We start from the raw sequence: 19,293 nt of genomic DNA, 5'->3' as shown, positions 1-19,293 counted from the left end.
AAACCTCATTCGACGAGCTGCGCGGTCTGCGAACCGATCGTCGCGGTGCCGAGCGCGGTGCAATTGACCTGCAGGTTCGACGTGCCGCTGAACGTCAGCGTATCCGCGATGATCTTGGTGCAGGATGTGCTGGTGCCGTTGCCGCCGCTGAAGCTGAGATTGGCCTTTGGCAGGTAGATGGCACCGCCGAAATTCTGCGTAGCACCGCCGGTGAGATTGAAATTGGTCCCGGCCGGCATGTTGCGGTCGCCGTACATGACGATGCCCTTCGTCGGGCCGCTGGTCGGCCCGGTCAGGTCGACGGTCGCGTTGCTGCCGATTGAGGCGGTGCCCCAGTCGCTGCCGGAGCCCGTGAACACCAGGGTGACGCCGCTGCCGGTGATGGTGGCATTTCCGGCGACGCTCAAGCTGGCGCCGTCCAGATAGTAGATGCCGGGATTGAGGTTCAGGACTGCGCCGGCGTTGACCGTGATGCTGCCCATGTAGCAGCCGGGGTCGAGCGAGTTCGTCTTTCCGTTGGCGTTGACCGTGATCTTGGCATTGCTGCAGCTCGGCCGCGTCGGCGGAGAGACGTCGGCATAGGGATCGGCGACAGGCGTGATGTGCGTCTTGATCCCGTTGGCCGCCGTGATGCTGCTCGCGCCGGAGACGTCGCCAACCACGCCGACCTGGTTTGCCGCCACCGAGGCGCTGCCGGCGACGTTGAGCGAGGGGCTCGCGCTCGAATTGCTGTAGAGATTGCACTTGATCAGGTTGAGCTGGTTGCCGCCGCTGACGTTGACGGCGGGGCTTGCGCTCCTGTTGAGCGCAAGGACGCAGCCGGTGCCGGAATTGGGCAGCGCGACCGAGCGCGCGGTGATTGGTACGCGATCCGAGCCGAACAAGGCCGACAGCAGCCGACGCTGCGGTTGACTGACGATGACTTCGATGGCCTGCGCGTTCGACGCTTGACTGCCTGTTTTCGGTGGCTGGTTCACCGTCACAGTGACGTCGTTCGCGCCGTCGGTGTAACCATAATTTGCCGCGACCGCCTTGGCTTCGGACCGGGGGTCGCCGCCTGCACTGGCAGCCGTCGCAGCGCTGACCGCGCCGGAATCTGCAACGCTCTGCATGTTCTTGTGCTTGTAGTACCACCAGCCCACTTCCGTTCCGAGGCCGGCGGTGCCGACCAGGACCGGCATGAGCACCGCAGAAATGAGCACGTAGCTGCCCTGCTCGTCGCGGATGAACCGTTCGAGCAATTGATCCTTTGCGCTCGAAGGTGCACCGAACGAACGGCTGAAAATTCTCCGGAGGTCCATGCTTCCTGCCCGATTGCCACTTTATCCCGAGGCAATGTGGTGCGGGGCGGCTTAAATGGGCCCCAATGGGAGCCGGACAATTTTAAACATCGGCGAACATTCAGCCGGCATTCATGGCCGCAATCTTATTGAATGAAGCCGCGTCCAGGAGAAGTCAGATGAAATTGCGGTCTGCAATTGTTACCGCCGGCCCCGTGTGTCTGCCGGTTTTGCCCGCCCTGCGAGAGTTACGAGAGCCGAGGGATCACGACTGCTTCGGTGCGCCGGGAAAATGCCGCTGCAGCACCGCGGCGGGCGTGGCATAGGCCTCCTGCAGATCGACGCTCCAATACTTCAGCTCGTCGAGCGGGATGCGGACGTCGGTGATCGCGCAGCGCACGTAAGTCCCCGGCGAGATCACGCGGAAATCGCCGTCGAGATATTGCACCTGCGCTTCGCCATGGCCCGAGGGGCCGAACTTGTTCAGCACGGTCGAAAGTCTCCGCGGAAGGCCTCTCCAGGAAAACCGTGGAAGGCACGATGTGTTGGACGGGATGTAGCATAGATGGGGTGGCTTGTCCGCCCGTTAAACCCACCGGTTCGTGATGATTTGCCGCCGTTTTCGCATGATAGAGCTTCAGTCGAAGGGGCGCTGGTTCCGGCAGCTCCTGCGGCAGAGTTCGATGCGCCTTCGCCTCGCCGCTTTGTTCCTGACGCTGCTGATGTCGGCCGCGCACGCCGCCCCGGCGCCGCAGCCGGTGGAGATTCCGCTCGCGTCCGGGGTGCTCCATGCGCAGCTCTACAAGCCCGCGGGCGAGGGGCCGTTTCCGGCCGTGATCGCGCTGCACGGCTGCGGCGGGCTGAGTAGCCATTCCGATCCCGTGCTGCCGCGCTATCGCGAATGGGCCGAGCGACTGCTCAGGAGCGGCAATGCCGTGCTGCTGCCCGACAGCTACGGCTCGCGCGAGCTCGGCCCGCAATGCCGCGTCAAGGAGATGCACGTCAAGGCGCGGCGCGAACGCGTCGCCGATATCGCGGCCGCGCGCGCCTGGCTGATGCAGCAGCCTTTCGTGGCGCGGGACCGTGTCAGCCTGATCGGCTGGGCCAATGGTGCGAGCGCGCTGCTCTGGGCCGTGCGTCCGCAGAGCGCGGGGCGCGATCCCGGTCCGGACTTCCGTGCCGCGATCGCATTCTATCCGGATTGCCGGATCTCGGCGGGCCTCGGCTGGAGCACGCGGGTGCCGACGCTGGTCCTGATCGGCGCCGATGACGAGGTGTCCTCGCCGCCGGCCTGCCGCCAGATGGTGGACGGCGCGCGCGGCCGCAGCGCGCTGGCGCGCATCGTGGTCTATCCCGGCGCCGATCACGATTTCGACCGCGCCACCACGCCGTTGCACGCCGCCGCACCCGAGCAGGATGCCGAGGCGCGTGCCGCCTCGCAAAAGGACGTCGCGCAATGGCTGGCGCGGTGATGGCGGTGCCGTAGCCCGGATGCAGCGAAAGCGAAATCCGGGACAATGCAACGTGTGGCCCGACCCCGGATTACGCTTCGCTCCATCCGGGCTACGCGTCCTGCCCGAGCGGGGCCGTCCGGGGAACAACGTCAGGCGGACAGCCCCGCATCGACCACCGCCCTGCACGGAGTGTGGCCGACGGGGAAATCTACGGATCGCGCATGGCTGCGGTTTCAGCACGTGGCCGCGTCATCATTCGACCACGATGTCGATTCAACGCATCTCATATGCGCAACCGCATCACGCTCTTCGCCTCCGCCCTGATCGTCTTCACCGTCGCGATCCTGCTGTTCGAAGCCCGCGCCGGCGCCTCCCATCACGCGCCGGACCATTGCGGCTTCTGGACCACGATCGAGGCGGGATTGTCGTGCCGCTGAAGTAGATTTGGATGGGCGACGCGCTGCCTCCACGTCGTCATTGCGAGGAGCCCTTGCGACGAAGCAATCCAGAGTCCCTCCGCGGAAAGACTCTGGATTGCTTCGCTGCGCTCGCAATGACGCGGATAGAGCCCGTGCTCGCTCCCTAAAACAAGCTGCCCTGATCCACCGGCTTGGCCACGCGCTTCGGAGCCGGCTTCGTCTCCGCCGCCGGCTTCGCCTGCGCCGGCGCGCGCCTCTCCGCGGGCGCCGGCCGATCCGCATCCGCCGTCGCGCCGACGCGGCCGTCCGCGAACTCGATCTCGAGCCGTGCGCCGGGGCCGATCGCATCAGCCGCATGCACGGGATGGCCGGCCTCGTCGCGCACCAGGGCAAAGCCGCGCGCGAGCACGCTGCGATAGGACAGCGCGGAGAGCAGCTTGCCGCTGTTCTCGACCCGCGCCTCCAGCCGATGCAGCAGCGTGACAAGTGCGCGCTGAGCCCGCTCAGTCAGACGATGGGTGCGCTCGCGCTGGCGGGCAATGGCGTTGCGCTGCGCCTGCGCATTCGCAAGCTTCGAGGCCCGCAGGCGCACCTCCAGTCCCGCAAAGCGGTCGCGCCGCCGCCGCAGCAGCGAGCGCGTGGAGAGACCAAGCCGCTCGCCGCACACGGTGAGGCGATGATCGGCCTGGGAGATCTGGCCGTGCAGCACGCGCAGCGTCAGCTTCGCGCTGGCGGCGGTGAACCTGCGGAAATGCGCATGCGTGTTGGCCTTGAGACAGCGGGGCAGGGACGCGCCCGCCGAATCCAGCCGCTGCCGCGGGATCGCCAAGAGATCGCCGGCTGCCGGCAGCGCGCGCGCGGCGGCGCGCAGCTCGCTGCGGCGGCTCTCCTGGGCGCGTTGCCAATAGGCGCGGGTGCGACGCCCGAGATCGCCCACCTCGACGAACAAGTCGCTGCGCACCGGCACGGCCATCTCGGCCGCCGCCGTCGGCGTCGGCGCGCGCTTGTCGGCGACGAAATCGATCAGCGTGATGTCGGTCTCGTGCCCCACCGCCGAGATCAGCGGGATCATGCTCTCGCTTGCGGCGCGCACCACGATCTCCTCGTTGAACGACCAGAGATCCTCCAGCGAGCCGCCGCCGCGCGCGACGATCAAGACGTCGGGCCGCGGAATCCGGCCGCCCTCGGGGAGCGCGTTGAAGCCGCGGATCGCGGCCGCGACCTGCTCGGCCGAGCCGTCGCCCTGCACCTTCACCGGCCACACCAGCACGCGGCGGGGAAAGCGGTCCTCCAGCCGATGCAGGATGTCGCGGATGACGGCGCCGGTCGGCGAGGTCACGACGCCGATCACCTCCGGCAGCCAGGGCAGGAGCTGCTTGCGCGCCTCGTCGAACAGGCCCTCGGCGGCGAGCTTCTTCTTGCGCTCCTCCATCAGCGCCATCAGCGCGCCGATGCCGGCCGGCTCCAGCGCCTCGATCACGATCTGGTATTTCGACGAGCCCGGATAGGTCGTGAGCTTGCCGGTGGCGATGACCTCGAGCCCCTCCTGGGGCTTGAAGCGCATGCGGCTATGCACGCCCTTCCAGATCACCGCCTCGATCTTGGCGCTCTCGTCCTTGAGCGCGAAATAGCAATGGCCGGAGGAATGAGCCCCGCGAAAGCCGGAGATCTCGCCGCGGACGCGGACATGGCCGTAGGCGTCCTCGACCGTCCGCTTCAGGGACAGGGACAGTTCGGAGACGGTGAATTCAGGCGCGTTGAGCAGTTGTTCCGCAGGCGGCATAGCAAACGATTCGGCATTTCGGGGTCAGGCCCGACGTTAAGGATTTTCGCAGGCAAGCGCCAATCGATTCGGGGGTGCCGGGGAACCGCCCTGGAAGGCGACTTGACCAACCTCAATTTTCATATATGAAATTGTAAAATCATATATGGATTCAGAGGAAGCGGACCCGATGACTGCGGTTACTGATCCCGACGACCCGCGCGGACGCATGTTCGGGCAGTACCAGCTCAAGCCGAATAGTGGGGTCAATCCGCCCTATTCGCCGGCTTATCCGGTGGAATGGGGCTGCACCTTGCGGACCGTCGAGATCATGACCCGTGTCGCGCCCGGCAAGGTCGCGACCTTGCTCGCAGAGACGCCGTTCGAGATCGCCAGCGACCGCGTGGCGTTCCGCTTCATGCGTTCGCCTGGCCATTCTCTCGCCGTGCATGCGGGCGAGATGTTCGATCTGATGATCTCGGTGCCCGTGCGCTACAAGGGGCTGTTCACCGAGACGCATATCTTCATGTATTGCAGCGATCCCATGGGGATCTGTGCCGGACGCGAGGTGTTCGGCTACACCAAGAAGGATGCGCATTACGCCTTCGACGAGCATGCCGATGGATCGATCACCGGATGGGTGCGGCGCCGCGGCATTCCGCTCGCCGATTTCGCCTTCACGCCGGATCCGTCCGCGCCGGTCGTCCGCATCGTCGACGGCGATAAGCTGCCGGCCGGTGAGATCCATGTGCGCCGTCTGCCGCATCCCGAGCGGCTCGGCACGGCCTATGCGGACATCGCCTACCGCCGCACGCCGTTGAAATATTCCAAGCCGGTGCCGGGCCGCGCCGCGATGACGCTGCACGCCAGCGCGTACGATCCGATTGCCGAGCTCGATCCGGAGATCCTCGGCGCGCATTTCATGGTCTCGGACGTCTATGGCGGCGGATTCGAGGTCGAGGACCGGCGACTCGTCGAGCGCCTCACACCCTGAACGACAAGATCAGCCTGCGTGCAATGTACATGCGGGCGGCGAAAATTGGGAAGAAACACGCACAAGGCAAAGGAGGGTCTGCCCATGGCAGCACGATTTCGAGTGAGCCGCCGCCGGCTGCTGGCTGGCGCCGGCGGATTGGCGTTAGGCATGGCGGGGCTCGGTGCACGGGCGCAAGAAGCAAAGCCGCTCCGCATCGGCGTGCTGACGGATATGTCCAGCCTCTATGCCGATGTCACCGGCCCGGGCTCGCTGCTGGCGGCAAAGATGGCGGTCGAGGATTTCCAGGCATCGTCTCCCAAGATGACCCGGCCGATCGAGATCATCAGCGGCGACCACATGAACAAGGCCGATCTCGGCGCCAACATCGCGCGCGAGTGGATCGACCGGCAAGGCGTCGATGTCATCGTCGATGCGCCGAATTCGGCCGTCGCCCTCGCGGTGCGCAACGTCGTGCAGCAGAACAACAAGACGCTGCTGGTCTCCGGCGCCTCGTCGTCGGACCTGACCGGCAAGTCCTGCTCGCCCAATCTCGTGCACTGGACCTACGACACCTACGCGCTCTCGTCGGGTGTCGCGCGCGCCGTCGTCGAGAGCGGCGGCAAGAGCTGGTTCCTGCTCACCGCCGACTACGCCTTCGGCCACGCCATGGAAGGCGACATCAAGACCGTGGTGCAGAAATTCGGCGGCAAGGTTCTCGGCGGCGTCCGCACGCCGATCAACACGCAGGATTTCTCATCCTTCCTGTTGCAGGCGCAAGCTTCGAAGGCGGAGATCATCGCCTTGATCAATGCCGGCGGCGATACCATCAACTCCATCAAGCAGGCGGTCGAATTCGGCATTCCCCAGGGCGGTCAGCGCGTCGTGGCAACAGTGCTGTATCTCAGCGACGTCCACTCGCTCGGTCTGAAGATTGCGCAAGGGCTGCAGTTCACCGAATCCTTCTACTGGGATCTGAATGACGACACCCGCGCCTGGACCAAGCGCTTCGCTCCGCGCAACAACGGCCGTTATCCGACCGCGCTGCATGCGGGCGCCTATGCCACGACGCTGCACTATCTCAAGGCCGTCGCTGCGCTCGGCGCCTCCAGCGACGGCAAGGCCGTGGTCGAGCAGATGAAGAAGCTGCCGACCGATGATCCCCTGTTCGGCAAGGGCAGCGTGCGCGCCGACGGTCGCAAGCTGCACAACATGTATCTGTTCGAGGTGAAGACTCCCGGTGATTCCAAATATCCCTGGGACTATTACAAGCTGGTCAAGACCATCGCGCCGTCCGAGGCCTGGCGGCCGCTGGCGGATGGCGGCTGCGAGTTCCTGAAGTCGTGAGTGGCACTGATCGGCCGGTCGCGCTGGTCACGGGCGGCGGGGGCGATATCGGGCGCGCCATTGCGCTGAAGTTGGCGCAGATGAGCGCTGCGGTCGCGATCGTCGACCGCGACGAAGCGGCTGCACGCGCCACCGCGCAGCTGGTCGAGGAGGGCGGGGCAAGGGCGCTCGCCATCCGCGCGGATGTCTCCCTCGCTCAGGATACGATCGCATTCGTAGAGGCGACCGAAGCACGTCTGGGGCCGATCGGCATCTTCGCCAACAACGCGGGCATCGAGGGTGTCGTCGCGCCTCTTCACGAATATCCCGACGAAACGTTCGATCAATTGCTGCAGGTGAACGTCAAGGGCGTGTTTCTCGGCCTCAAGCACGTGATCGCCAGGATGATGCAGCGCGGGACGGGCGCAATCATCAACACCGCATCGACCTCGGCGATCCGGGGACGCGCCGGCCTCGCCGGCTATGTTGCCTCCAAGCACGCCGTGCTCGGGCTGACACGCACGGCGGCGCTCGATGTCGCGGAGACGAGGATCAGGGTCAACGCCGTTCTGCCAGGGCCGGTCGAGTCGCGCATGATCCGGGAATTGGAAAGCCGGGCGCGTGACGGCGCCATAGCGTTGCGCCGAAACGTTGCAAGCACGCATGGGCGGCCGCAGGATGTCGCCAACGTCGTTGCTTTTCTCGCGTCCGACGAAGCTGCACACGTGAATGGTGCGGCCTGGGTCGTGGATGGCGGAATGACGCTGGCGTAAGGGCGTGTACGCATCAAAGCCTGTCCGCCTCCGGAGGAACGAAGCGGAATTCTTCTGATCGGCCAGCATTACCGCTTGTGACCCGAAAGTGGGAAGCGGCTGCCAACCGCTGCTAATCTGAAAGGCGAACGACTAGGCTTTTGCAATGAGGTTCGCCAAAATCGCGAGCCCAAGCCTCCTTCTCGTTGATCTCTGGCTGTAGCGCCGCCAGGGCTGTCGGCTGCCAATACTTCCTCATCTCACCAAACGGCAATGCGTCAGTCTCGGAATCTATGCCAACAAAGGGAAGCAGATCGGGGTCCCGCTCATCGAGGCGTGCAGCCATGGCAAGCGCAACGATCCTCCGCGCACCTTCGATGTAAGTGAGCCTTCGAGCAAGCATGTCTTGCGCGGTCGTGAGAATCTCCCGGCGGGCAGCCAAAATCGCTGTTTCGTTCCAACTCATCGCACCCAACATTTGAGCGTGATCTATGGAGCGCTCTTAACACATCAAACTCACAATGTCGCCTTCTGGCCCAGCTGAGCTTGTCGCCTAATCCGGCGACGCCGGCTTGACCCGAGGCAGACGTTCGAGCGCTGTTGGGCCCGCGTCGAAGCGTGCTTGGCGCATCGATGCCGGGTGTGTCGCGGCTCGACCAAGAGCGTCAACGGAATTGGGAACAATGTCCAGGCGATCCGATTGGAACGTTGGTACGTCCATCCGGGATAGACCAGCGAGCTTCCTGGGAGGCGTCTTTATCAGGGAGGAGCCACCAATGGATGACGAACGAAAATCATCAAAGGCGGGCGAACGGGCCGCTGAAGGCTTGCGGGAATCGACGTCCAAGGACGAAGCGAAAAACGAGAGCAAGATGGGGCACGATCTGGCCAAGGGAGCCGATCGATTCGAAGAGCGCTCGAAAAGCTCCGATGGAAAAAGCGCAGAAGAGAAACAAAAAGGGTGAATCCAGGCCGCAAATCAAACCTGATCTCATCACGCTTTAGTCTAGGTCTCTCACTTAGCCTTTGCCGAGATCAGGCTTGAGATAGCCTCGGCACTCTCGGACGGCTTCAGATGACCTGCATCGAGGGTGAGGGCGGGCTGGGGCATTGATGCCATGCAGGCATCGAACTGCGGTCGGAGTGTGCGCAGTAGCGACAGGTCCCGCATCTTGCCGAATGCGGCACGATCTTCATCGACCAGGCGTCGCTCTTGCTCTGCCTGTTCCAGGTGAAGTGCTACGAAGATGACCTCACCGCCATTGCGCTCCACTAATTCTTGTACTCGGATCGGAAAATCGCCAGCCACCGTTGGCTCGGGGGCGAATGTGAATATCAACGATCGCCTCTGCTTGGCAGCTTCCTCAAACACGGCCATCCAGAATTGTTCACGTAAACGCGCGAATGCCTCCGTGCCAAACGGAAACACCGCGCCAACTGCATCGACGACAAGGTGATTGTGAAACAGCGCAATCCCTGTCCCGGAGGCAAGATGGCGCGCGATAGTCAGTTTTCCTGAGGCGACTTGCCCATAGATGAAAATTAGCTGCATCGGATCATAATATCACAGGGACTCCCTCGAAGGCTTCTCCTGGAATCGCCATGTCCAGGCATGGCGGCGCCTACAATGTCGGCTATCGCGTCAAGAAACGCCGCCGATCTTCTCGGACACGATCCTGGCGGCGCTACGCAGCTCCGCGGCGATGGTGCTGGCCTCGCTTGCCGGGATCTGATCCTGCCTCACCAGCGGCACGGTCATCGCGGCCACCGCACGGCCGGAGACTTCGATGATAGGGCAGCTATAGGCAAGGATGCGCGTATAGCCGTCGTCGTTGGAGAAGTTTCCTCCCTCCGCTGAAATGCGGTCGAGCGCGGCAAGTGCCTTCTTGATGCTGATCCGATCATTAGTCGCGATGACCTGCGCCAGCTCCTGGCGGCGGCCCTCGAGCTGAAAGGCCGCCAGAACCTTCGCCGAAGCGTATTGCTGGGTGAGCGGAAACACCGCGCCGACCTTGACCGACCAGCCCATCAGCCATTCCGGCTCGATACGGGCGATCACCATGAACTGCTCGCCGTGCAGCACCGTCAGGTGGCAGGACAGTTGCACGCGGGAGGCGAGTTGCTCCATGACCGGCAGCGCGGCCTTCAGCAGCCGCTCGGTCGGCGGGAATTGCGAGGCGATGCGGAACAGCTTCAGCGTCAACGTGTATTCGCCGGTCGCGGGGTCGCGCGCGACATAGCCCCGGCGCTCCAGCGCCACCAGCATCCGGAAGATCTCGCTGACGGAGCGCCCGACGCGTTCGGCGAGCTGCTTCTGGCTCATCCCGCGTGCAGCGCCCGCCAGCGCCTCCAGAAGGTCCAGCCCTTTCTCCAGGGCGGGCGCGCCCGGTTGCGGCTTCTCAGTCATTCTTTGGGCCTTGTTGGATCAGCGCCCGCGAGCACACGGGGAAATGCAATTCCCGTGTAGCCGATCGCTCGCATGGCGAAAAGTCATTCGCCAGCAAGCGCCTGGAATGATCGAGCACATCGAATGGCGGGGAGTTCGCACCGTTTCCTCTTGAGCCCCACCCCGATTCATGCGACCTCCGCCTCCAGCAAAACCCCTCATCCTGAGCCCTCGATGCACATTCTCCTGCTTGGTTCCGGCGGCCGCGAACATGCCCTGGCGTGGAAGATCGCAGCCTCTCCCCTGGTGACCAAATTCTGGTGCGCGCCCGGCAATGCCGGCATCGCCAGGGAGGCGGAATGCGTGGCGCTCGATGTCGCCGACCATGCCGCCGTGATCGACTTCTGCAAAAAGAACGCGGTGGAGCTCGTGGTGGTCGGGCCGGAGACGCCGCTCGCGGCCGGCATCGTCGATGATCTCAGCGCCGCCGGCATCAAGGCGTTCGGGCCGAGCAAGGTCGCGGCCCAGCTCGAAAGCTCCAAGGGGTTCACCAAGGCGCTGTGCACCGAGTTCGGCATTCCGACCGGCGCCTACAAGCGATTCACCAATGCCGATGACGCGCGCGCCTATGTGCAGAGCCAGGGCGCGCCGATCGTGGTCAAGGCCGATGGCCTTGCCGCCGGCAAGGGCGTCGTCGTTGCGAAAACCGTGCGCGAGGCCGAGGACGCCATCGCCATGATGTTCGAGGGCGCCTTCGGCGAGGCCGGCGCGGAGGTCGTGATCGAGGAGTTTCTGCCGGGCCGCGAGATCAGCTTCTTTGCGCTGTGCGACGGCGAGACGGCGATCCCGCTGGCCTCCGCCCAGGACCACAAGCGCGTGTTCGACCACGACGTCGGCCCGAACACCGGCGGCATGGGCGCCTATTCGCCGACGCCGCTGGTCACGCCCGCCGTCCACGACGCGATCATGGCCAAGATCATCCTGCCGACGGTCGCAGGCATGAAGCAGCGCGGCACGCCGTTCCGCGGCGTGCTCTATGCCGGCATCATGCTGACGACGCAGGGGCCAAAACTGTTCGAGTTCAACGTCCGCTTCGGCGATCCCGAGTGCCAGGTCTTGATGCTGCGCATGATGAGCGACATCGTGCCGGCGCTGCTCGCCGCCTGCGACGGGGAGCTGAAGCACTTCGACCTGCGCTGGCACAAGGAATCCGCGCTCACCGTGGTGATGGCGGCGAAGGGCTATCCCGGCGACTACCAGAAGGGCACGCGCATCCAGGGGCTGGAGGAGGCCGCCAAGGTCGACACCGTCGAGATCTTCCACGCCGGCACGGTTGAGAAGGACGGCGCGATCCTCGCCAATGGCGGCCGCGTGCTCAATGTCTGCGCGCTGGGGGCGACTGTGACGGAAGCGCAGGCGCGCGCCTATCAAGCCGTCGACCGCGTCGACTGGCCGGACGGTTTCTGCCGCCGCGACATCGGCTGGCAGGCGGTGGAGGCGGAAAAGGCCAAAAATTAGCGCGTCATTGCGGACGGCGCCCCCAAAAGCGCCGGTCCGGAATCGCGACGTTCGCGTCACCGCGCCGCCACATCTACAATCCAGAATGTGCAATCAGCAGTTGGGGTTAGTTGCCCCGACGATAATACCGGTACTGTGCATGGGGTTGTTTTCGACACTTTTTTGGCGAGCGGCCCCGCGACCGACCAACAAGGATGCAACAAGATGTCCGATCTCGCCGACCTCTATCCGGGCTTTGCCGCCGAATGGATCGATACCTCGTTCGGCCGCATCTTCGCCCGCGTCGGCGGCAAGGGCCCGCCGCTGCTGCTCCTGCACGGCTTCTCCGAGACCCACGTGATGTGGCACCAGGTGGCCCCTGAGCTCGCGGAAGCGTTCACGCTGATCATCGCCGATCTGCCGGGCTACGGCTGGTCCGACATGCCCGCCAGCGATGCGCTGCACATCCCCTACTCTAAGCGCGCCATGGCGAAAGCCATGGTCGAGGTCATGGAGCGCCTTGGCCACGTGCATTTCGCGCTCGCCGGCCACGACCGCGGCGGCCGCGTGTCGTACCGGCTCGCGCTCGATCATCCCGGCCGGCTGTCGAAGCTCGCCGTGCTCGATATCCTGCCGACCTATAATTACTGGGAGCGGATGAACCGCGCCTATGCCTTGAAGATCTATCACTGGACCTTCCTGGCGCAGCCCTATCCGCTGCCGGAGACGCTGATCGCAGGCCAAGGCGAGTTCTTCCTGCGCTTCAAGATGGCGAGCCAGACCAGGTCGAAGACGCTGGACGCGATCGACCCGCGCGCGCTCGAGCACTACCTCGCCCCGTTCCGCGATCCCGCCCGCATCCACGCGATGTGCGAGGATTACCGCGCCGGCGCCCATTTCGACTACGACCTCGACAAGGCCGATTTCGAGGCGGGCAAGAAGATCACGATCCCGATGCTGGCCCTGTGGGGCAATGCCGGCGTGGCCCAGGCCGCCGCGACGCCGCTGGACACGTGGAAGCAATGGGCCACGAACGCCTCCGGCATGCCGGTGGATTCCGGCCACTTCCTCACGGAGGAGAATCCCGATGTGACAGCGAGGGCGCTGCGCGAGTTCTTCTTGGCCTGACGATCTTGTAGCCCGGATGGAGCGCAGCGAAATCCGGGATTCTCTCCTCGCCGCGGCACTGTCCCGGATTGCGCTTCGCTCCATCCGGGCTACGCGACTCCGACCTACCGCCGCTCCCGAAAGAACTCCTTCAGCAGCCGCGCCGCCTCGCTCTCGCCGACGCCGGAATAGACGTCCGGCGTGTGGTGACAGGTCGGCGAGGCAAAGAACCGCACGCCTGACTCCACCGCGCCGCCCTTGGGGTCGGCCGCGCCGTAATAGAGCCGTCTCACCCTTGCAAACGAGATCGCGCCCGCACACATGGTGCAGGGCTCCAGCGTCACGTAGAGGTCGCAGTCGATCAGCCGCTCGCTGCCGATCTTCGCGGCGGCCGCGCGCAGCGCGATGATCTCGGCATGGGCGGTCGGATCATGGTCGGTCAGCGTCCGGTTGGCGCCGGTGGCGATCACCTCGTGATCGCGGACCACCACGCAGCCGATCGGAACTTCGCCCGCTTTTCCGGCATTTTCGGCCGCCAGAAGTGCCAAATCCATGAAAGAAGGGGCTTTCATGCCTCGTATCATCGCCAGAAACCTGCTACTAGCTCCGCCTTCAGCAAGAGTGGATACCGATTTTGCCTGAGCATGCGGCTCGCAGCGAGCGCGCACAATGCTCGCGCCACCCCTTAAGTGAGATTAGTCATGCCTCGCGACAGCGACAAAGACAACGATTCCCGCGGCCGGCGAGGCCCGGCCAAAGGCCGTAGCGGCAAGCCGCGCGGGCCAGAGAAGAAATTCGCCAAGCGCAGCTTCGAGGGCAAGGGTGAGGGTAAGGGCGCGCGCGACAGCCGCCCGCCCCGTGGCGACCGTGACAGCCGTCCATTCCGCCGCCGCGAGGAGGGCGACGCACCGCGCCGCGATTTCAGCGACCGTCCCCGCTTCAAGCGCGACGACCGCGGCAGTGAAGGCCGCGGCGAGCGCAGCTTCAAGCCGCGCGGCGATCGCCCGTCCTTTGGCCGCGGCGATCGTCCGCCCCGCAGGGATCGCGACGATGCACGCTCGGCCGGCCGCTCCAGCGACAGGAAGTTCGGCGACAAGAAGCCCTACGCGCCGCGCGGCGACCGTCCAGAGCGCAAGTTCGACGGCGAACGGAAATTTTCGCGAGGCGGGCCGGATCGCCAACGCGACCGTGGGGATCGCGGACGCGACCGTGGGGATCGCGGACCGCGCGAGGATCGTGGCGAACGTAGCTTCAAGCCGCGCGGAGACCGCCCGAATTTCGATCGCGGTGATCGCGCACCGCGCGGGGATCGCCCGCGCAAGAGTTTTGATAAGGATTTCGGCGGCCGCGATCGCGGCGACGAGAAGCCCTGGCGTCAGCGCGACGATCGCCGTGAGGGCGGTCGTGGCGAGGACCGTCCGCGTTTCTCTCGTTCGCGCGACGACCGCGCATCCGGTGACCGCCCGTTTCGCGAGCGGCCGAAATTCGATCGGCCCCGTGACCGCGACAGCGAACGCGGTGACCGTCCGAAGTTCGATCGCCCACGCCAGCGCCCTGAAGGCCGCATGGACTGGCAGGAGCATCCGCGCAACGAGGGCCGCTTCCGCGACCGTCCGCGCCGCGACAACGAGGACGACAGCAGGATCTTCGAGAAGCGTCCCGCCTTCGGCGGCCGCGGCGCTTATCGCGAGCGCGATCGTGATTTCGAGGGCCGGCCGCGCCGCGACGACGCGCCGAAGCCGAAGAAGGCCGGCGAGCGCATCGCCAAGGTGCTGGCCCGCGCCGGGCTTGCCTCGCGCCGCGATGCCGAGGAGATGGTCACGCAGGGCCGCGTCACCGTCAACGGCCGCGTCATCAACTCGCCCGCGCTCGACGTCACCAAGAACGACGTCGTCATGGTCGACGGCAAGCCGTTGCCGGAGCGCGAGCGCACGCGCCTCTTTCTCTACCACAAGCCGCGCGGGCTGATGACGACGCATGACGACCCCGAGGGCCGTCCGACCGTGTTCGACAATCTGCCCGAAGGCCTGCCGCGCCTGATCAGCGTCGGCCGGCTCGACTTCAACACCGAGGGCTTGCTGCTGCTCACCAACGATGGCGGCCTCGCGCGCACGCTCGAGCTGCCCGACACCGGCTGGCTGCGCCGCTACCGCGTCCGCGCCCATGGCGACGTCACCCAGGCGCAGCTCGACCAGCTCAAGAACGGCATCGAGATCGAGGGCGTCAAGTATGGTCCGATCGAGGCCACGCTGGAGCGCGACCAGGGCGCCAATGTCTGGCTGGTGTTCGCGATCCGCGAGGGCAAGAACCGCGAGGTGCGCAATGTCTGCGCCCATCTCGGCCTCGAGGTGAACCGGCTGATCCGCGTCTCCTACGGACCGTTCCAGCTCGGCGAGATTCCGGAAGGCCAGGTCGAGGAGATCCGCGCGCGCGTGCTGCGCGAGCAGCTCGGCGACAAGGTGATCGAGAAGTCGGGCGCGCAGTTCGACGCGTCCTCGAAGTCATCTTCGCGCATCGACGACGCGACCAGCGAGAAGAAGCCCGCCAGCAAGCGCGCCGTCATCAACGACCGCAAGGGCCGCCGCGTGCTGGTGCAGCGCACCGGCAGCGAGGAGGCGCGCGAGCGCAACGAGATGGAGGCGAGCGGCTACGGCCCGCCGCGCCGTCCCAAGCGCGGTTATCACGGCAAACGCGACCTGACGCCGCGGGAGGATTGAAGTTGCGCGTCGTCGGCGGTCGTTTGAAGGGGCGCAATCTCGCCTCACCGTCTTCGCGTGACATCCGCCCGACGGCGGACCGGTTGCGCGAGTCCGTGTTCAACATCCTCGTGCACGCCTATGACGATCCGATTGCGGATGCGCGCGTGCTCGATCTCTTCGCCGGCACCGGCGCGCTCGGCATCGAGGCGGCCTCGCGCGGGGCGAAGTTCACGCTGTTCGTGGACAACGGCGCGGAGGCGCGTGCGCTGTTGCGCAACAATGTCGAGGCGCTCGGCCTCGGCGGCGTCACCAAGGTGTATCGCCGCGATGCGACCGATCTCGGCCCCGCGCATCCCGTCGAGCCGTTCTCGCTGGTGTTCCTCGATCCGCCCTATGGCAAGGGCTTTGCCGAGAAGGCGCTCGCGAGCCTTCGCGACGGCGGCTGGCTCACGCCCGGCGCGCTGCTCGTGGTGGAAGAGGCGAAGGCCGCGCAGTTCGTGACGCCTGAAGGTTTCGAGGAGCTGGAGCGGCGCGCCTATGACGACACGGAGTTTGTGTTCTTGCGTAGGGCGGATTAGCAAAGCGTAATCCGCCACTGTCTCTCACTGCGGACGCAGAAGAGGTGGATTACGCCTTCGGCTAATCCACCCTACGGCACCGTCACCGCCGCCCGAACAGCTTCTCCACGTCGCTGAGCTTCAGCTCGACATAGGTCGGCCGGCCGTGATTGCACTGGCCGGAGTTCGGCGTCTCCTCCATCTCGCGGAGCAGCGCGTTCATCTCCTCCGGCCGCAGCCGGCGGCCGGCGCGCACCGAGCCGTGGCAGGCCATGGTCGCCGCGACGTGCATCAGGCGGCGTTCGAGCGGCAGCGCCTCGTCCCATTCGGCCATGTGCTCGGAGAGATCGCGCAACAGGCCGCCGGCATTGGTCTTGCCGAGCAGCGACGGCGTCTCGCGCACCGCGACCGCGCCGGGGCCGAAGGATTCGATGGCAAGGCCGAACGATGCCAGCTCCTCGCTGCGCTCCAGCAGGCGCTCCACAGTGGCCTCATCCATCTCGACGATCTCGGGGATCAGCAGGATCTGCCGCTGCACGCCGTTGGCGGCGAGCGAGGCCTTCAGCCGCTCGTAGACGATGCGCTCATGCGCGGCGTGCTGGTCGACGATGATCAGGCCGTCGCGGGTCTGCGAGACGATGTAGGTCTCGTGGATCTGCGTGCGCGCCGCGCCGAGCGGGCGATCGACGAGATCGCCGGCGGGTTGGCTCTCGATCCGCACGTCAGCACTGGGCGCGCCGACGTCGAAGGCAGCCTGCGCACGCTCGGCGAAGGCGGGCGCGGCGGCGCCTTCGAACGACGGCATCGGCGCCACCGGGGCGGCTGGCGAGGCGCGCCAGTCCCAGCTTGCCGGACGTGGCGGCGTGAAGGCTGGGCGGAACGAGGACAGCGCGCTCTCGCCGCTATTGGCGGCGGTGCGGCGGCCCTCGCGCGCCAGCGCTTCCTTCAAGCCATGCACGATCAGCGCGCGGACGAGGCCGGCATTGCGGAAGCGCACCTCGGTCTTGGCCGGATGCACATTGGCATCGACCTCGCGCGGATCGAGCGTGACGAACAGCGCAAGCACCGGATGGCGGTCGCGCGGCAGATAGTCGGAATAGGCCGCGCGCACGGCGCCGAGAATGAGCTTGTCGCGCACCGGCCGGCCGTTGACGAAGAGATATTGGCCGAGTGCGTTGGCCTTGGTCAGCGCGGGAGCCGCGGCATAGCCGGCGACCACGACGCCCTCGCGCTCGGCATGGACCTCGATGGCGTGGCTGCGGAACTCGGCGCCGAGGATGTCGCCAAGCCGAGTCAGCCGTCCGGCCGCGCCGGGCAGCGCCGCGGTCCAGGTCACCGGTGCGCGCTCCTCGCCGGCGAGCGTGAAGGCGATGTCGGGCCGCGCCATCGCGAGGCGCCGTACCACTTCGCGGATGGCTTCCGCTTCGGTGCGGTCAGTTTTCAGAAACTTGAGCCGCGCCGGCGTCGCGTAGAAGAGGTCGCCAACCTCGACGCGCGTGCCATGCGCCAGCGCCGCCGGCATGATCCCGGACTTCTCGCCGCCCTCGACCGACAACGCCCAGGCGTGCGGCTCGCTGGCGTGCCGCGTGGTGATGGAGAGGCGCGCCACCGAGCCGATTGAGGGCAGGGCCTCGCCGCGAAACCCGAGGGTGCGGATCTGCAGCAGGTCCTCGTCGTCGAGCTTGGAGGTGGCATGGCGCTCGACGGCGAGCGCAAGGTCTTTTGCGATCATGCCGCTGCCGTCGTCGGTGATGCCGATTCGCCGCCGCCCGCCGCCGTCGGTGAAGACGTCGATGCGGCTCGCGCCGGCATCGATAGCGTTCTCGACCAGCTCCTTGACCACGCTCGCCGGACGTTCGACCACCTCGCCGGCGGCGATGCGGTTGACGACCTGTTCTGGCAGCTGGCGGACGGGCATGAGGCTCACTCGGCGAATATTCTCAAGTCTAATGCCGCGCAGCGACAAATGCATGGGTCAGGTCGAGCTTCCCACACCCGAAATGGGGGACATTTTCGGCGCGCCTCGTCCGTCGGGAATGCTTGGCATGTTCCGCGCCGCCGCATATGAGGAGCACAATTCCGCGAAAGCGCCGCGAAAACCCTAAACGATCACCACACGACGCGGCTTGCATCACACCGCGCCGTTCGAACTCTCTTTGCGATGAACCGGTCCGGTGCAGGCGAACGGTGCAGAAGGCAACCGACGGTTCATCGCGACATTCCAGGAGAAATGGATGAAGTTGGTGAAGACCTCTGCGATCGCTTGCGCTCTCGCGGCCCTCGTTGCAACGCCCGTTCTCGCCCAAGGCACCTCGTCTGGGACGAGGCCTGGCGGCACCGTACAAAGCAAGCCCATGCAAGGAGGCGCGTCAGGCAGCGAGGATGAGGATCTCGGTGCACAGCAGGGCGCAGCCGGCGAGAAGGTCGGCATGAAGTCGGGCAAAGGCACGAAGGGGTCCGTCGGGACCACCGGCAGCGCGACGCGCAAGGGCACCACGGACGATGCGGCGACCGGCGGTGCTGCGGCCGGCAAGCGCTACTGACGCCAGCTCGCGAACGGCAAATCTCCGGTCGCTCGCGCGACCGGAGGTTTTTCGCATCAATCGTCGAAGCTCCGGCCGCGGCCGGCCTTGATGTCGCTGCGGCGTTTCTTGCCCTCGAGCCGGCGCTGCTTGGAGGCGAAGGTCGGCCGCGTCGCACGGCGAGGCGTCGGCCGGACCATGGCCTCCTTGAGGATCTCGACGAGACGGTCGATGGCATCCTGACGGTTGCGCTCCTGAGTGCGAAAGCGCTGAGCGTGGATCACGATCACGCCGTCCTTGGTCATGCGCTGGCCGGCAATGCGGGCAAGGCGCAGCGCCGCGTCCTCGGGCAAGGTCAGCTTGCGCGTGTCGAAGCGCAGCTGCGCGGAGGTCGCGACCTTGTTGACGTTCTGCCCGCCCGGGCCGGAGGCGCGGACAAAGCCGATCTCGATGTCGTCCTCGTCGATGACGAGATCGCGGGATATCCGCAGCATGCTGGCACCATTCGTGATGTCAGGACATACCGCGGACATCCGTCGTCAGCAATGGCGCTGCCGTG

20 protein-coding genes are annotated in these 19,293 nt (G+C 65.9%); 11 read left to right on the top strand and 9 right to left on the bottom strand.

Annotated features, from left to right (window positions below):
* Positions 1-5 precede the first annotated feature (5 nt).
* Both I6F21_RS31415 and I6F21_RS31410 read right to left on the bottom strand, forming a co-directional pair.
* Positions 6-1,301 (bottom strand): pilus assembly protein TadG-related protein, encoded by a 1,296-nt coding sequence (locus I6F21_RS31415; RefSeq protein ID WP_225140492.1) that lies wholly within the window; start codon positions 1,299-1,301, stop codon positions 6-8.
* A 244-nt stretch (positions 1,302-1,545) separates the two neighbouring features.
* Positions 1,546-1,770 (bottom strand): DUF2093 domain-containing protein, encoded by a 225-nt coding sequence (locus tag I6F21_RS31410; protein WP_225140491.1) that lies wholly within the window; start codon positions 1,768-1,770, stop codon positions 1,546-1,548.
* Between the two features lie 193 nt (positions 1,771-1,963).
* Between I6F21_RS31410 and I6F21_RS31405 the strand changes: the two genes are divergently transcribed.
* Together I6F21_RS31405 and I6F21_RS31400 are read left to right on the top strand one after the other, a co-directional pair.
* Positions 1,964-2,752, top strand: a complete 789-nt coding sequence (locus I6F21_RS31405; RefSeq protein WP_225140490.1) for a dienelactone hydrolase family protein — start codon at positions 1,964-1,966, stop codon at positions 2,750-2,752.
* 269 nt (positions 2,753-3,021) lie between these two features.
* Entirely contained in the window at positions 3,022-3,171 is a 150-nt protein-coding gene (locus I6F21_RS31400) for a hypothetical protein (protein ID WP_225140489.1), read from the top strand.
* A gap of 145 nt (positions 3,172-3,316) precedes the next feature.
* Here I6F21_RS31400 and xseA read toward each other — a convergent pair whose 3' ends face one another.
* The gene (gene xseA, locus I6F21_RS31395; protein ID WP_225140488.1) at positions 3,317-4,936 is read right to left on the bottom strand and encodes an exodeoxyribonuclease VII large subunit; all 1,620 of its coding nucleotides are present in this window, start codon (positions 4,934-4,936) and stop codon (positions 3,317-3,319) included.
* Positions 4,937-5,105: 169 nt separating this feature from the next.
* Here xseA and I6F21_RS31390 point away from each other — a divergent pair, with 169 nt between their 5' ends.
* From I6F21_RS31390 to I6F21_RS31380, 3 genes are all read left to right on the top strand, one after another.
* Complete coding sequence (locus I6F21_RS31390) at positions 5,106-5,909, top strand: acetoacetate decarboxylase family protein (RefSeq protein WP_225140487.1); 804 nt, start codon at positions 5,106-5,108, stop codon at positions 5,907-5,909.
* Between the two features lie 150 nt (positions 5,910-6,059).
* A complete protein-coding gene (locus tag I6F21_RS31385; RefSeq protein ID WP_225140644.1) occupies positions 6,060-7,235 on the top strand; it encodes an ABC transporter substrate-binding protein in 1,176 nt (391 codons plus the stop codon).
* The gene (locus tag I6F21_RS31380; RefSeq protein ID WP_225140486.1) at positions 7,232-7,987 is read left to right on the top strand and encodes an SDR family NAD(P)-dependent oxidoreductase; all 756 of its coding nucleotides are present in this window, start codon (positions 7,232-7,234) and stop codon (positions 7,985-7,987) included. Before I6F21_RS31385 ends, I6F21_RS31380 begins: the two co-directional genes overlap by 4 nt.
* Before the next feature lie 112 nt (positions 7,988-8,099).
* Here the strand turns inward: I6F21_RS31380 and I6F21_RS31375 are convergent, their stop codons facing one another.
* Positions 8,100-8,444, bottom strand: a complete 345-nt coding sequence (locus tag I6F21_RS31375; RefSeq protein ID WP_225140485.1) for a hypothetical protein — start codon at positions 8,442-8,444, stop codon at positions 8,100-8,102.
* Positions 8,445-8,742: 298 nt separating this feature from the next.
* Here I6F21_RS31375 and I6F21_RS31370 point away from each other — a divergent pair, with 298 nt between their 5' ends.
* Positions 8,743-8,931 carry a hypothetical protein gene (locus I6F21_RS31370; RefSeq protein ID WP_036039966.1) on the top strand — a complete coding sequence of 63 codons (189 nt, stop codon included), beginning with the start codon at positions 8,743-8,745 and terminating at the stop codon, positions 8,929-8,931.
* Positions 8,932-8,981: 50 nt separating this feature from the next.
* Here I6F21_RS31370 and I6F21_RS31365 read toward each other — a convergent pair whose 3' ends face one another.
* Positions 8,982-9,518: a shikimate kinase gene (locus I6F21_RS31365; protein WP_109145337.1), complete on the bottom strand. Its 537-nt coding sequence runs from the start codon at positions 9,516-9,518 to the stop codon at positions 8,982-8,984.
* Positions 9,519-9,608: 90 nt separating this feature from the next.
* Positions 9,609-10,373 carry an IclR family transcriptional regulator gene (locus tag I6F21_RS31360; protein WP_225140484.1) on the bottom strand — a complete coding sequence of 255 codons (765 nt, stop codon included), beginning with the start codon at positions 10,371-10,373 and terminating at the stop codon, positions 9,609-9,611.
* Positions 10,374-10,586: 213 nt separating this feature from the next.
* On the opposite strand from I6F21_RS31360, the gene purD reads away from it, so the two are divergent.
* Entirely contained in the window at positions 10,587-11,870 is a 1,284-nt protein-coding gene (gene purD / locus I6F21_RS31355) for a phosphoribosylamine--glycine ligase (RefSeq protein WP_225140483.1), read from the top strand.
* Between the two features lie 204 nt (positions 11,871-12,074).
* A complete protein-coding gene (locus tag I6F21_RS31350) occupies positions 12,075-12,977 on the top strand; it encodes an alpha/beta hydrolase (RefSeq protein WP_225140482.1) in 903 nt (300 codons plus the stop codon).
* 104 nt (positions 12,978-13,081) lie between these two features.
* Here the strand turns inward: I6F21_RS31350 and tadA are convergent, their stop codons facing one another.
* A complete protein-coding gene (gene tadA / locus I6F21_RS31345) occupies positions 13,082-13,540 on the bottom strand; it encodes a tRNA adenosine(34) deaminase TadA (RefSeq protein WP_225140481.1) in 459 nt (152 codons plus the stop codon).
* Positions 13,541-13,657: 117 nt separating this feature from the next.
* On the opposite strand from tadA, the gene I6F21_RS31340 reads away from it, so the two are divergent.
* Together I6F21_RS31340 and rsmD are read left to right on the top strand one after the other, a co-directional pair.
* A complete protein-coding gene (locus I6F21_RS31340) occupies positions 13,658-15,673 on the top strand; it encodes a pseudouridine synthase (RefSeq protein WP_225140480.1) in 2,016 nt (671 codons plus the stop codon).
* 2 nt (positions 15,674-15,675) lie between these two features.
* Complete coding sequence (rsmD, locus tag I6F21_RS31335; protein WP_225147360.1) at positions 15,676-16,233, top strand: 16S rRNA (guanine(966)-N(2))-methyltransferase RsmD; 558 nt, start codon at positions 15,676-15,678, stop codon at positions 16,231-16,233.
* 82 nt (positions 16,234-16,315) lie between these two features.
* On the opposite strand, the gene mutL is transcribed toward rsmD, so the two are convergent.
* The gene (gene mutL / locus I6F21_RS31330) at positions 16,316-18,130 is read right to left on the bottom strand and encodes a DNA mismatch repair endonuclease MutL (RefSeq protein ID WP_225140479.1); all 1,815 of its coding nucleotides are present in this window, start codon (positions 18,128-18,130) and stop codon (positions 16,316-16,318) included.
* Between the two features lie 316 nt (positions 18,131-18,446).
* Here mutL and I6F21_RS31325 point away from each other — a divergent pair, with 316 nt between their 5' ends.
* Complete coding sequence (locus tag I6F21_RS31325; RefSeq protein ID WP_225126843.1) at positions 18,447-18,755, top strand: hypothetical protein; 309 nt, start codon at positions 18,447-18,449, stop codon at positions 18,753-18,755.
* 56 nt (positions 18,756-18,811) lie between these two features.
* Here I6F21_RS31325 and arfB read toward each other — a convergent pair whose 3' ends face one another.
* Positions 18,812-19,228, bottom strand: coding sequence for an alternative ribosome rescue aminoacyl-tRNA hydrolase ArfB (arfB, locus tag I6F21_RS31320; RefSeq protein ID WP_027575820.1), 417 nt, complete (start codon positions 19,226-19,228; stop codon positions 18,812-18,814).
* Positions 19,229-19,293 lie beyond the last annotated feature (65 nt).

Source organism: Bradyrhizobium sp. NBAIM03, assembly GCF_020194055.1.
Classification (GTDB): Bacteria; Pseudomonadota; Alphaproteobacteria; order Rhizobiales; family Xanthobacteraceae; genus Bradyrhizobium; species Bradyrhizobium yuanmingense.
Note: the sequence above shows the minus strand (reverse complement) of the source record. Positions and strands in the feature narration are given on the sequence as shown.

What these genes read in the sequence shown, in the direction of transcription:
- I6F21_RS31415 (WP_225140492.1), bottom strand. Translation starts at nt 1,301, where the DNA reads ATGGACCTCCGGAGAATTTTCAGCCGTTCGTTCGGTGCACCTTCGAGC.
- I6F21_RS31405 (WP_225140490.1), top strand. Translation starts at nt 1,964, where the DNA reads ATGCGCCTTCGCCTCGCCGCTTTGTTCCTGACGCTGCTGATGTCGGCC.
- I6F21_RS31400 (WP_225140489.1), top strand. Translation starts at nt 3,022, where the DNA reads ATGCGCAACCGCATCACGCTCTTCGCCTCCGCCCTGATCGTCTTCACC.
- xseA (WP_225140488.1), bottom strand. Translation starts at nt 4,936, where the DNA reads ATGCCGCCTGCGGAACAACTGCTCAACGCGCCTGAATTCACCGTCTCC.
- I6F21_RS31390 (WP_225140487.1), top strand. Translation starts at nt 5,106, where the DNA reads ATGACTGCGGTTACTGATCCCGACGACCCGCGCGGACGCATGTTCGGG.
- I6F21_RS31385 (WP_225140644.1), top strand. Translation starts at nt 6,060, where the DNA reads ATGGCGGGGCTCGGTGCACGGGCGCAAGAAGCAAAGCCGCTCCGCATC.
- I6F21_RS31375 (WP_225140485.1), bottom strand. Translation starts at nt 8,444, where the DNA reads ATGTTGGGTGCGATGAGTTGGAACGAAACAGCGATTTTGGCTGCCCGC.
- I6F21_RS31370 (WP_036039966.1), top strand. Translation starts at nt 8,743, where the DNA reads ATGGATGACGAACGAAAATCATCAAAGGCGGGCGAACGGGCCGCTGAA.
- I6F21_RS31365 (WP_109145337.1), bottom strand. Translation starts at nt 9,518, where the DNA reads ATGCAGCTAATTTTCATCTATGGGCAAGTCGCCTCAGGAAAACTGACT.
- I6F21_RS31360 (WP_225140484.1), bottom strand. Translation starts at nt 10,373, where the DNA reads ATGACTGAGAAGCCGCAACCGGGCGCGCCCGCCCTGGAGAAAGGGCTG.
- purD (WP_225140483.1), top strand. Translation starts at nt 10,587, where the DNA reads ATGCACATTCTCCTGCTTGGTTCCGGCGGCCGCGAACATGCCCTGGCG.
- I6F21_RS31350 (WP_225140482.1), top strand. Translation starts at nt 12,075, where the DNA reads ATGTCCGATCTCGCCGACCTCTATCCGGGCTTTGCCGCCGAATGGATC.
- tadA (WP_225140481.1), bottom strand. Translation starts at nt 13,540, where the DNA reads ATGATACGAGGCATGAAAGCCCCTTCTTTCATGGATTTGGCACTTCTG.
- I6F21_RS31340 (WP_225140480.1), top strand. Translation starts at nt 13,658, where the DNA reads ATGCCTCGCGACAGCGACAAAGACAACGATTCCCGCGGCCGGCGAGGC.
- mutL (WP_225140479.1), bottom strand. Translation starts at nt 18,130, where the DNA reads ATGCCCGTCCGCCAGCTGCCAGAACAGGTCGTCAACCGCATCGCCGCC.
- I6F21_RS31325 (WP_225126843.1), top strand. Translation starts at nt 18,447, where the DNA reads ATGAAGTTGGTGAAGACCTCTGCGATCGCTTGCGCTCTCGCGGCCCTC.
- arfB (WP_027575820.1), bottom strand. Translation starts at nt 19,228, where the DNA reads ATGCTGCGGATATCCCGCGATCTCGTCATCGACGAGGACGACATCGAG.